This window comes from Aporhodopirellula aestuarii (assembly GCF_023701485.1).
Lineage (GTDB): Bacteria > Planctomycetota > Planctomycetia > Pirellulales > Pirellulaceae > Rhodopirellula > Rhodopirellula aestuarii.
Map to the genome: position 1 here is coordinate 108,517 of NZ_JAMQBK010000008.1, position 12,179 is coordinate 120,695.

The window sequence follows — 12,179 nt, forward strand, 5'->3', positions numbered from 1 at the left end:
ACGATGATTCCGAGTACTGGAAATACCAACTGAGGCTCGCAAAACCTATGATCGCAGCCAATGGTAGCAACAGCAGCGTTCTCAGCGAAAACTGATGGAAGTTTCTCGTTGAAGTCATGGTCCGTCCAGTTAGCTTGCGTCCGCGATTGCCGGAGATTGTGATTGAGGCGGAGGCATGCACGCCGAAGTAATCACCGAAGTTGAGGCCGCACTACTCCGGTGCATCGCAATGGTGTTCAGCTGTTTTGTTGCCGAGGTGGGGCGTGACCGGTCGACGCCAGATTTTCGATCTTATCCCAGTCCGTTGTGGTTTCGATGACAGGCCATAGGCGTCGGCGGGCCATGCAGAGCCCAAACAGTGACGATGTGTAGCCGATTGATAAGCCAATCGCGACCGACACTGAAATCCATAGCAGGCTCGGGTGCCCGCCAAGCAAAAGGGGCAGAATCGCAGTGCCAGTAAAAAGTATGTGGGCGAGAAGTACTGGTCGCCAGTGTGCGGCAAATAAACGAACGCTAGATGGGTTTCGCCGAAAGCTAACCATCGTCTGTGCGTACAGCCGTTGCTGTGAAGTTGGAGACGCGATGTCATTAGCGGGCGGACTGTACGGAGAGGCGGCCATGTGTGTCTGGGAGTCTTATTCGGGGAACCATAGAGATCATGCGGGTGGGCGAAGGACGTGTAAGCAGTCCAGTATTCGCGACTCCCGTCCATAAGTGCATTTCATGGTTGCACATTCTACACGGCAACGTGCAGTCGGGGCAAAGAGTGAAACACGAAGAGCACGAAGGAAAAAGGCTCAACGTTGAATTTCCGTCGAGGAGTTGATGCGTGTCAGCAATACTTCGTCATGAACGCCCGACAGTTTGTCCGCGCACATGAATTCGAGAATCCAAACACCCTCGATCAGTCCAACAAGGCGGTTTGAGGTCGTGGCGGGATCCCGGGGCGCTCCCCAACCTTGCGATCGTCGCAACGGTGGAAGTAGTTGGCCACCGAGGCCACCGAGAAGTTGATTGACAGGATTCTCTGTGACCACTGAGGCATATTCAACCACGAAGTCTTTTAACCCAACTTCCGGGATCCGCCGTACGAGGAACCTCAATCGCACATCCAATCACACGGTGCGGCAGCCCACCAAATGCTTTCCTTCGTGGTGGCCAAATCACAGAAACTGAAACGACTCCAGAACTCGACTTCAAAATCAAGCCGTTTTCGAGTCGATCCGAGCTCAACGGTCGGCGACTCGGCGTGCAAGAAGTCCTGGCACCCGTTTTGACGGTCTTTCACAGACGCCCTCTGCTTTTTCAGCGTCCTTATCGATTTCGAGACCCTACCCACCATTGGGCGGGCTGTATTCGGTACAATGGCGGGAATCGGGATGCCGACTCCATGTACCAACAAGCGGGTTATGGATGCTAAGTCAACTCCACCGTCAGGCCGACCAATGCATCGAAGTGTTGCGTTGCAGTTGGCCCTCTTCACTTCACTGCTGCTGATCGTAACCGGCGGCTTGTTGAGCTTTGTTGGATACAACGTCGCTCAGCGAATGATTCGCGACCAGATCCACAACCGATTGAAATCGTTGGCCGACGACCGACGTGCGATGATTCAAGAGTATGTTGATCGCCAAAAAGAACGGGTAGCGTTGGTGGCGAGTCGCACCCGTTTGCGGACTCTGATCGATGACTTCCTGCAGGGGAAGGTCAATCAAGCTGAGATGCGTTCGGATACCCAAGGGATCCTTCTCGACGCATTGGCCAGTACCAAAGACTTTCGGGTGATTGCGATTGTCGGTACGGACGGCCGCGTACTGACCACCACCGACACCCAGCACGAGCATTTCGACTTTTCGGCATTACCCGCGTTCCAACATTGCCTCACGCACTCGACCGGGCTCCTCAGTGAACCGTTTATCGAAGATGGAAGACTGTTAGCTCACCTCTCTGCACCCACAACCAATCGAGACGGTTCTTTGCTGGGGGTACTGATTGTCATCCTTGACGTCGAACAACTCGAATCGATCTTGGTCAACGTGGCTCGAGATGAGCACTTCGGAACTACAAGCGAACTGCTGCTCGGGCGACGTGATAAGGATCAAATTCATTATCTGTTGCCCTCTCGCCGTCAGTATAAGCGAACGGCGGAGGCGATGGCGGTGCCGGGAATGGTCGACGCGATCGAGGGTAAAAGTGGATTCGGGTTGGTCAATTACGACAACGTTCCGGTCCTACTACGCTACGAACCCGTCGAGTTTCAACCGGGCTATCGCTCCTGGGGGTTGGTGGCAAAGATTGACGTTGCCGAAGCCTATACGCCGCTAGTTCAACTGCGAATCACCCTGTTGGCGTTGCAGGCCGGACTACTGGGGGTCGGATTGCTGGCGACCTTTTGGTTGGCTCGACGCTTAACTACTCCGGTCCTGAAACTCAATGAGGCAGCCGGCGCACTTTCGACGGGTGACCTGTCCCGTCGTGTTGACGTCAAGCGTTCGGATGAATTGGGCCAGTTAGCGGATTCGTTCAACCGGATGGCAGCGAACCTGCAGGAGCTGAACTCTGAATTGGAGCGAAAGGTTGCTGACCGAACACAAGAATTGAAATCAGCCCATGATCAGGCCCAATTGGCGAATCGGGCCAAAGGTGACTTCCTGGCAAACATGAGTCACGAGATTCGAACACCGCTCAATGCGATCATCGGACTTACCGAAGTGGTGATGCGGACGGATCTTGATGAAACCCAACGTGATTATCTAGGGACGGTCGTGGATTCCGCCGAGTCGCTGTTGGGAATCATCAATGACATTCTCGACTTCTCCAAGATTGAAGCAGGCAAGCTGCACTTGGAGCATGTGCCGTTTAATTTGCACGACACGGTCGGCGACACGCTTAAGTCGCTTGCCGTCCGGGCACAAAAAACAGGAATTGAGTTGGTCTGTTTTGTCGACCCCGAGATTCCCTCGGTGTTGCTCGGTGACCCAACACGATTGCGACAAATCATCACCAACCTTGTTGCCAACGCGATCAAGTTCACCCATGACGGCGAAGTTGTGGTCAGGGTTGTCGCCGATCCGATAGCGGACCTGAATGACAATGAGGGCACTGATCACGGCCGAGATTCGAGCGTCGGCCCGGAGAACGACCGTCGCACGATGCAACGTGTTCTGTTCTCGGTTCGCGACACCGGCATCGGGATCGCGCCGGACAAAGTCGAGCGACTGTTTGAGGCCTTTGAACAAGGCGATGCGTCGACAGCCCGTCAGTTTGGTGGAACCGGACTCGGCTTGAGCATTTGCATGAGATTGGTTAAGTCGATGCAGGGCCAGATCAGAGTCGAAAGCACACGCGGTCAAGGCAGCACGTTCTCGTTTACGGCATGTTTTGGCGTGCCCGAATCGGCGCCCGACAAGCCACGCAAGTTGGGGCTTCCACTGGAACAGATGCGCGTTCTGATTGTCGACGACAACGAGACGAATCGGAAAATTCTACAAGAGGTCACGTTGGCCAAGCGGATGCGACCCGTCTTGGCAGATTCGGCGCAGGCGGCGATCGCGGTCATGCAACAGGCGTGGGACCAGAACGATCCAATTCGTTTGGTTCTCTCCGATGTCATGATGCCCGGTAGCGACGGCTTCGATTTGGCTCAGATGATTCGTCGCGACGCACGCTTTGACGACGTCGAAATCATCTTTTTGACATCCGCTGGTCACCGCGGGGATCTCGCCCGCTGCAAAAATCTCCGCGTTGCCGCGAGATTGATGAAGCCGGTCAAGCAGTCGGAATTGTATGAGGTCATGGTGCGCACGCTCGGAATCGATTTCGATAGCTTGGAAGGGAGAATTCAGCTTGTACCAGAGTCGATTCCGGAACTGCGTCCGCTTCGTATTTTGCTGGCCGAAGACAGCGTCGCAAACCAGAAAGTCGCTCTTGCGATCTTAAACGAACGTGGCCACACCGTGGTGACCGCTGGCAATGGGCGTCACGCCATCGAATTGTTGGACGCGCAAGATTTCGATGTTGTTTTGATGGACGTGCAGATGCCAGAGATGGATGGATTGCAGGCCACCGCCGAGATTCGCAGGAGTGAAGAGGGCACGGGGCATCACCAACAGATCATCGCGATGACAGCGGAAGCGATGATGGGTGATCGCGAAAAATGTCTGGCGGCCGGCATGGACGATTACGTGACGAAACCGGTGCGCAAGACGGAACTCTTCGCGGCGTTGCAACGTGTCGTCGAAGTAGCTCCTCGCTGCGTTCTCCCTCATGATCAACAGCCGCAATCAACGCTGGTTACCGCAAGCGAGAAGCTTTCGGCTGCAAACGTCCCGGAATCTACAGTTTCAGCAGATCAGGAAACACAACGCGTGGACTGGTCGTGGACGTTGAAACAGGTGAACGATAATCATGAAGTTCTTCACGAAATCGTTGAGTCGTATGTGGAGGAGATACGCGACAATCTGAGCGAGCTGCCACAATGCATCGCGGCAGAACAGACTGTGGAAGTCAAACGGCGAGCACACATGCTAGCTGGAGCGATGCGGATGTTCGGTGCCGACGACCAATTTCGGCTGGCGCGAGAACTAGAAAGCCTGGCAGCCGGTGGAGTGCTCACGGGAGCCGAGACTCTGTGCAGCGAAGTCGATGATTCGATTCAGTTGGTCCTACCTGAACTAGAAGGTTTTCTAGCCAGAGGAATCATTGCCGCCGCAGATGCCGAATCTAGGAAGGAAACATGTGATTCCGATGTTTGACTGAAGCCAACGATCCGGACTGAGACTAGATTCGTAACACCCACCCTGGGGGACAAGAAGATGGTGACAAAAATGCGGGAGCAACAAGAAGCACCCCTGGAGGTCTTGGTCGTTGAAGACAGCATTGCGTTTGCAAAATTGGTGATCGCGCTGCTCCGTAACGGACTCTCAACGCCGCACAACGTCCGCCATGTCGAAAGGGTCGCTCACGGCGTGGACGTGCTTCATGAATTCAACCAAGACCTCGTAATTCTCGACATGCACCTGCCCGACGCGAGTGGGCTGGATACATTCGAAGCCATCTACGGGGCCGGCCCTGATGTCCCGATTGTGATTCTCAGCAGCGACGATACCGAAGAATTGGCGATGGAGGCCGTCCGCCGCGGCGCGCAAGATTACTTGATCAAAGGTGCGGATGACCCCAGCAAGCTGATGCGATCGATCCGATTTGCGATCGAACGAAAGAAGCGGCTGCACGCCGAAAGTGAATTGGAAGCGGCCCGACAAATTCAACAATCACTGCTGCCCAATAGCAGTCCGGTGATGAAGGGGTTCGATACCCACGGAGCGATGTTTCCCGCCGTGGAGACGTCTGGCGACTACTTCGACTTTATTGTTCCCTTGCCTTCCATCCCCGGAGATGTCAATGGCATCGCGGTGGGAGACGTTTCCGGACACGGGCTGGGGGCTGCGATGATGATGGCCCAGACCCGAGGCTGCTTGCACTCCTTTGCGATGGTGGAATCGGATCTTGGTCGAGTCTTGGAATTGACCAACGAGGTGTTAGTGCGAAATCGCAATGAGCACTTGGTAACGTTGCTTTTCGGCTACATCGATCCAGAAAGCAATCGCTTTACTTATGCATCGGCGGGCCATCAAGGCTGGCATTTTTCGCCCGCGAATGGATTCACCGAGTTGGAGAGCACCGGGATGCTTTTGGGGGCGGAACGGCCGGGCAAGTGGGGGACCGAGTACTCGCCTGAGTTACAGGTGGGCGATTTTCTAATCATCATGACCGACGGGATTACCGAGGCGATGTCGCCGACAGGCGAAATGTTTGGCGAGGAGCGTTTCGCAGAGTTCATCCGCGAGCATCGAGATCGCTCGGCGGAACAAATTGTCAATCTTTTACGAAAGCATCTCTACAGCTTCACCGAAGGTCACAGCCAACAAGACGACATGACGATGGTGATCATCAAGGTCACTCGGTGAGGCGAACTGTTCGGCAGAAACGTGGCGCGGCAACTGCGTACTGAAGTAAAATCGTCTTGCTCGTTATCCGCAGTTTTGCCGCGGATGGAAATTTGTCAATCAGATTCGTTCCGTGAGTCCGTTCGAGGCGTTCTCGACGCGATGAGCAGGGAAACGCCGCAGAGAAACGCGAGGATCCCGAATCCGCCGAGCAAGTAGATTCAATTTAACGCGATTTGCGCAAGAGTGGCGGGCTTCGTGTTCACGTTCGCGGATTCGAAAAGTTCGGGGCCGACGATTTTTTGTCAATGGCATCGAATCGGCAGATTGCCCTGCCGTCGGGGGCGCCGCCGTACGAAGTTCGAAATAAGCCAACGCGGCGAACACCGTCATTGCCAAGCCCAACAACAACGCCAACGCTCCCAGAATCTTCATCGCAATTTAGTTCGGTAGTGTGCCGGACACGAGTGGGTAGTCGTCAACAAGTGTCGACTTCACGGAATGTTTGGGCCGGATAAAGTCCACGGTGAGCGAATCGCGACGACGCATTATTGTCTGTAACGATTGACTGCCCCCTTCGGTGAAACGCATGGTTTGCAGCGATTTCAACTCGGAAGGAAGTCGAGAAAAACGGTGCTGTCGACGACCAATCATCTCAGATCACGCCCGCTTGAGCGGAGACAGCCGCGATGATGCCTCGAACAAAACAGGAGCGTTGGCAATAACGGGGACGATCGTGAGGTTTGATATTGGCGGTTCGTAACCATTGGTCCTAAATCGGTGCTCCGAACGCGAATCAAAATCAAGCCGGAGAACGACTGCCGAAGGCGGGCGACGGTGAAGAATTGCCCATTGCAAATCTTCCCGATCTTCGCCACCCCTTGTTACGGCTTCAGTTATCCAACGTCATTGGTCGGCGCCACGCTCCCGAAGAAGTGCGATTTCAGCTTGTAATCGTGAGGCTTTGGCAAGCAAAGCGTCCTGCTGAAGTGCGGTGCCATCGCCGACACGCTGACGCGTCCAGTCCTCGATCCGCTTCATGTTGGAAACAACTTTTTCCAAAATTGCGATGCGATCAGCAGGTTGATTTGACATTTCAAGCTCAGCGTCAAGCAAGTCATTTTCGGCGGCAATGACGAGGCCTATTTCCGTATTCCCGACTTTGTAGGATGCTTCGATGGCCGCAAGACGCTGCCGCAGTGCGTCACGTCTTTCGGTTAGTAGTTCGCGAAGTTTGCTATCAGGAGCCACCGCGTTGGTATCAGCTTTCGTGAAGGCGGTCAGCCCGATGCATGCGGCCAAAATAACGAAAGCGGTGACTAACATTCGGATCGACATAAGAGTTTCCTGGTGAGATTCTGTAATTCAGACGCAAAGGGTGCCAATCACCGAAGCCGCACGCATGACTCGGACCCGAACCGACTGACCGGACCACCATCCTTCGTGTGCATGTTACAGTTCCACATTCTACACGTCTTCGTGCTCTCTTGGAGTCAATCGATCGCGCAACATCGCTCCAGGGAAGAATCAGCCACAGAGGACACGGAGAGCACCGAGTTGAGGTGGGACAGGAGTCTCTGTGCCCTCGGTGGCAAAATCAGCCTCGCCCAATTTCAGCGGGAGTACCGCAAACCCACACTCAAAAACACGATGAACGTCGATCGTCCATCCGATCATGCGGTGCGACAGTTCATCTCATTCCGGCCTTTGTGCTCTTCGCGGTTGTCAAATCAAAGAACGGTAGATGGTATCGATCGCCGATCGGCTGCATCCCTGCGATTGCCGTGACTAGTTGTCAAAGGGCTGGCTTGTCGACGCGTCAGCAGAATCGGTCGAGTTCTTAGGTTTGGCTTTCTTTGACGGAAGCTTGACGATGAGATACTGCGTCGAGTTCGTGCCCAGCACCTTGATGTCGGCAGCGACTGGATCGAGTCCTTCGATTGCAAATGTCAGTTGATGCTTCCCCTCAGGAAGAACGAATACGGGCTTGATGTCCCACGTGCCAACCATCGCATGCCCAACAAACTCGCCATCAATGGAAATGCGGATTGGGCGTATATCGTCCGCTGGACCAACAATGTCACCGATACGAATCATCGGCGATTGCGAGCGGCCCATGCCTCCCATGCCGCCACCCATCATTTGGTGCGAATGAGGCGTGATGAAGACGATATGAAGAGTCGAATGTCCAGTCGGAACAGGATCGTCGGCAAGACCCATGACAGGGAGGAATGCCAAAAATGCAAGACAGGCGGGAAGGGAGCGAATCATAGCGTCTCCATATTCGGTGTCAGTCGAGGTCGGATTACAGTCGCTTAATGGTAGCAATTACGGGGAGGCGACGAGAGATTTTGATTGTCAAAACGGCCGCAAGCTCGCAGCGGAGGCATGTCAAGGTTGAGAGCTGTCGTCTCCCCGTTCGGGTAAAACGGCAACGTGGTGACGAGTGGTCCATGCAACCCAACCAACATAGACGCCGATTGCGACAAATAGAAACACCGACCAAAAGTAGGCGGACGGCAAACGGTCGGTGAAAGCATTGGAGACAACCGGAACAGTCCCAATCCAAGCAATTTTTGCCGCGTTGATCGCGGCAGTTGCGAAAAACATCATCGTTGCACTCGCAAGAAGCCTTGGTGACGGGCGCCAAAGATACAACAGCAAGAAATTTGCGGGAAACAGAGCCAGTCCGGCCGTCCAACCGAATCGTGGCATAAACCACAATCGGACTGAAGGCACGGCAGTGGCTGCCAACGAAACGAGAAAGAGAACGCAAAGCGAGGAGGCAATCGCCGCAATATCGAGGCGTCGAACACAGACTTGCGTGATGTCCGAAGCCTCGAGTGCGACGCGAGGATGCTCGTACGGATTCGGAGTCATAGGTTTCAATCGGAGGACGGTAGCGATGCGCGTGCAGCGGCGGTTGACGTGGGAGCTGACGAAAACTGCGACCACCTCAACCCGCGTCAGCGGGCGGCGGGCGTTAGGCTTCCAATTGCAAGCATGACTTTACCGCCGTTCCCTTGCATGCGAATTCTATCCGCCGTCTGGAAGCGAGTGATCAGGTATGATTCAGCGGTTGTCCGCGACGTTTCCCCCACGCATTGGAGTGTACCCGACAAGCCAGTAGTTCATCAGATCACCGGGTCGAATGTCGGCGTCGGGTGAAGCGGGAAACAGGATGGTGAACCGCATTGTTTCGTGCTTTTTTGCCCGATTCAGTGAGGCGGTGTCGATCTTGCCATAATATCGCTCCACTTCGAGCTTCAGGAGGCGTGTGTCGCTCAAAACCTCAACCGGTGTGACGGACACGATACGGAGGCGAATGTTGTGAGCATGTGAGGCTTGGTTCGGAACACCGGGAACAACTCTCGGTGTGGATTCAGTGTGCGAGTCTGTGGGAGGCGTGCCCCAAGCAACGTATCCGACGGGGACAAGAAGGATGGCAAGCGAAAGCGAAGCTTGATAAAGGCTCTTGCGTAAAGTCATGACTATTCTTTCGTCGATTGAATCTTTCAATAGGTTTTTTGATGCTCAGGCGTGCATTTGCCACACCATGAAGCGTCTTGGACGGTGATTCCCGTGTTGGACCCGCCATCGAAAATTGCGCTAGGTGTCTTCTTGCCGTATCCCAGAAACAGAACGTGACACTTACGGTGAGCCAGGCAGATTGCACGTCCACAGAACTTGCACACGGCTCGAGCGTCATCGTCGCACGTAAAGCACTTCATGGAGTCGCCGAGGGGGAAATGGGAATGGATTTCAATCGGATGTCCAAGAAAATCTCACCGGTTGGCGGCGGTGCTAGGTTGATACCCGTGGTGCGATAGCACCTCGTTTGCCATCACCAGCGACGTCTATTAGAGAGGGTGGGCGAGGCGATGTCCAATTTCGTTGTTGTGCTCGGCGTTCGTTATGGGGCCAGCGGGCGGGAGCTGCTTTTGAATAGGGAGCGGAAAAGCGGGCACGATTGCTGTTCGAAACCGAATCGCGAACCAACTTGAAACTGTGCCGTTCCCAAACCCGTTTCCGCTAGAGCATTTCCATTTTTGTCGTAGCCACCGTCGCCCGACGGTGGACCACGTTCTGGCGAACGTAGCTACCTTTGAAAACCTACGTCATTTACAGAAACGCTCTAGCCAGTCGGCGACGTGGCTCGAAAGAACCCTGACCCGTTCGATTGATCCGTCGTGATGCATGGATCAATGCCATGCAGCCGGCACTATCGCGAACGCTAACTTTGTCGAGGTATCGCGCCGCAGGCTTGGAACATTTCAAGGGCTTGGGTGGTTTCGGCGACATCATGGACGCGGAGCAGGTGTGCTCCGGCGGCGGCCGCGGCGAGAGAGACGGCGAGTGTTCCTGCCAGCGGATTGAACTGATGCGAAGACGTCCCGGCGGCTGAAGCTTCGGCGAGTGACGCGAGTTGTTTGCGGATAAAACCCTTCCGCGAATGTCCGATGAGGCAGACGCAGCCCAGGTCGATGAAACGCGGGATTCCGCGGACGAGTTCGAGGTTGTGAGCGTGTGTTTTGCCAAAACCGATGCCTGGGTCGAGGCAGATGTTTGCTTGTTCGATGCCCGACGCCAAACACGCATCACGACGAGCGATCAGATAGTCGCGGATTTCTTCGACAACGTTTTGGTAGGTCGGAGCGTCTTGCATCGTCTGTGGCGTGCCTTGCATGTGCATGACGCAAACGCCGACTCCGGTTCGTTTGACGAGATCGGCCATTTCCGGATCGCCTTCGAGGCCTGTGATGTCGTTGACAATCTCGGCTCCCGCGGAAATCGCCGCCTCCGCCACAATCGCTTTGCTGGAATCGATGCTGATCGGGATCGTGAGTTGCTGTGCGAGTTTCTCGATCACCGGTACGACACGCGCCGACTCAGTCGCTGCGTCGACAGGAGTGCTGTACGGACGCGTGCTTTCACCACCGATGTCGATGATGTCGGCCCCGTCAGCTTGCATTTGCAGCCCGGCGGAGACCGCGGCGTTGATCCTCGGTTGGTCGTCGTCGGATTCCTGGTCATAGAATCTTCCGCCATCGGAAAAGCTATCGGGGGTGACATTGAGGATCCCCATCACCCGCGGGCGGTCGCCGATGGTGATCGTGCGGCGGGAGGTTTTCCAAACAAGAGGAGACGACATGACGGAGTATTGGATGGTGGTTGGTAAGGATTGCGTTGGATATCCGAGGCAATTTTGTCGCTGAGGGGCGGAATATTACGGATAGGTGAAGAATAAGCGGGAGTTCCGAACAGGGTAATTTGTAACGGATGGGGCGTGTTGGGGTCTGCGGGGGAGCTGGACTAAGCCGGCAGGGCTCAAGTGTCGATTCCAGCGGTGTGGGTTGAACGGATTAACCCTTCATACGGCTGCCGGATCGGAACCGCACCGCAAGTAATACGTATCTGTAGAAGGATCTCAATCGTGATGGCTGTGACTCTCTTTCGAAAACCGACCATCTGGATCTTTCTACTGATGGTCGGGTTCACTTCGACGGCATCCGCAGACTTTGGCACCTGGTTGCACAACAAGAAGATGGCATTCTATCGCAACGCGGCGTGGCCAGATCCGTTCAACGAAGTCGACGCACTTCAAACGGTTGCCCCGTTTGAAGTCATGAAGACCAACGGTTGGCGATTGCACAACACGATTGGGCATGAGTTGTTCCGTGCGGGCGACGGTGCGTTGCTGGCCGCGGGCCACAACCGGGTGCGCTGGATCGCGACGCAGGCGCCTTTGGCTCGTCGTGAAATCTATGTGCTCGAAGGTGCCAACCCGAATGAAACGGGTGCCCGAGTTGCCGCCGTTCGTGACGCGGTTGCTGGTCTAGCCGTCGACGGGGTATCGCCGCAAATTTTGGTCACACATTCGGTTCCTGCGACGACGCCGGGCAGCATGGCGACCAAGATCAACCGCGATCGTTTCGAAAATATTCCTGTTCCTAAGTTGCCGACGACGACGGCATCGGGTCAACAAGGCGCTGCGGAGTAGGCAGCGAGGGAAGCACGGGCCGGTTCTCGCCGGCCAGGGGTGGAGAGCGGCCGGTGTGAACCGGCCTTTCTTTTTGCAGGTGTGTGTAGAAACGACGAAAAGCCCGAAGGGCCTGCCGAAGCGGACCGATCGAGCTAGTCGTGGGAGTGTCGTCGTTGATCCGGGCGCGTACCCGGCGACAACTACTCAAGCCTCCGCCCCTACACGGAAAAAGCAATGTCTGGTTTAGGGAA

Annotated in this window: 8 protein-coding genes; 3 read left to right on the forward strand and 5 right to left on the reverse strand. The window is 55.2% G+C overall.

The features are described from left to right. The first annotated feature begins 1,448 nt into the window (after nt 1-1,448). Together NB063_RS01925 and NB063_RS01930 are read left to right on the forward strand one after the other, a co-directional pair. Nucleotides 1,449-4,754 (forward strand): response regulator, encoded by a 3,306-nt coding sequence (locus NB063_RS01925; protein ID WP_250927044.1) that lies wholly within the window; start codon nt 1,449-1,451, stop codon nt 4,752-4,754. Between the two features lie 60 nt (nt 4,755-4,814). Continuing rightward, nucleotides 4,815-5,966 (forward strand): PP2C family protein-serine/threonine phosphatase, encoded by a 1,152-nt coding sequence (locus NB063_RS01930; RefSeq protein ID WP_250927045.1) that lies wholly within the window; start codon nt 4,815-4,817, stop codon nt 5,964-5,966. Between the two features lie 885 nt (nt 5,967-6,851). Here the strand turns inward: NB063_RS01930 and NB063_RS01935 are convergent. From NB063_RS01935 to folP, 5 genes are all read right to left on the reverse strand, one after another. Beyond that, a complete protein-coding gene (locus tag NB063_RS01935) occupies nt 6,852-7,283 on the reverse strand; it encodes a hypothetical protein (protein WP_250927046.1) in 432 nt (143 codons plus the stop codon). 450 nt (nt 7,284-7,733) lie between these two features. After that, nucleotides 7,734-8,216, reverse strand: a complete 483-nt coding sequence (locus NB063_RS01940) for a hypothetical protein (RefSeq protein WP_250927047.1) — start codon at nt 8,214-8,216, stop codon at nt 7,734-7,736. 120 nt (nt 8,217-8,336) lie between these two features. After that, nucleotides 8,337-8,825: a hypothetical protein gene (locus tag NB063_RS01945; RefSeq protein ID WP_250927048.1), complete on the reverse strand. Its 489-nt coding sequence runs from the start codon at nt 8,823-8,825 to the stop codon at nt 8,337-8,339. 192 nt (nt 8,826-9,017) lie between these two features. Further along, nucleotides 9,018-9,434: a hypothetical protein gene (locus NB063_RS01950; RefSeq protein WP_250927049.1), complete on the reverse strand. Its 417-nt coding sequence runs from the start codon at nt 9,432-9,434 to the stop codon at nt 9,018-9,020. A gap of 745 nt (nt 9,435-10,179) precedes the next feature. After that, nucleotides 10,180-11,097, reverse strand: a complete 918-nt coding sequence (folP, locus tag NB063_RS01955) for a dihydropteroate synthase (protein ID WP_250927050.1) — start codon at nt 11,095-11,097, stop codon at nt 10,180-10,182. 285 nt (nt 11,098-11,382) lie between these two features. Here folP and NB063_RS01960 point away from each other — a divergent pair, with 285 nt between their 5' ends. Further along, entirely contained in the window at nt 11,383-11,946 is a 564-nt protein-coding gene (locus tag NB063_RS01960; RefSeq protein WP_250927051.1) for a hypothetical protein, read from the forward strand. The last annotated feature ends 233 nt before the right edge of the window (nt 11,947-12,179 follow it).

Excerpts from the sequence above, each read along its gene's own strand:
- NB063_RS01935 (WP_250927046.1), bottom strand. The coding sequence starts at position 7,283 with ATGTCGATCCGAATGTTAGTCACCGCTTTCGTTATTTTGGCCGCATGC.
- NB063_RS01950 (WP_250927049.1), bottom strand. The coding sequence starts at position 9,434 with ATGACTTTACGCAAGAGCCTTTATCAAGCTTCGCTTTCGCTTGCCATC.
- NB063_RS01930 (WP_250927045.1), top strand. The coding sequence starts at position 4,815 with ATGGTGACAAAAATGCGGGAGCAACAAGAAGCACCCCTGGAGGTCTTG.
- NB063_RS01925 (WP_250927044.1), top strand. The coding sequence starts at position 1,449 with ATGCATCGAAGTGTTGCGTTGCAGTTGGCCCTCTTCACTTCACTGCTG.
- folP (WP_250927050.1), bottom strand. The coding sequence starts at position 11,097 with ATGTCGTCTCCTCTTGTTTGGAAAACCTCCCGCCGCACGATCACCATC.
- NB063_RS01945 (WP_250927048.1), bottom strand. The coding sequence starts at position 8,825 with ATGACTCCGAATCCGTACGAGCATCCTCGCGTCGCACTCGAGGCTTCG.
- NB063_RS01960 (WP_250927051.1), top strand. The coding sequence starts at position 11,383 with ATGGCTGTGACTCTCTTTCGAAAACCGACCATCTGGATCTTTCTACTG.
- NB063_RS01940 (WP_250927047.1), bottom strand. The coding sequence starts at position 8,216 with ATGATTCGCTCCCTTCCCGCCTGTCTTGCATTTTTGGCATTCCTCCCT.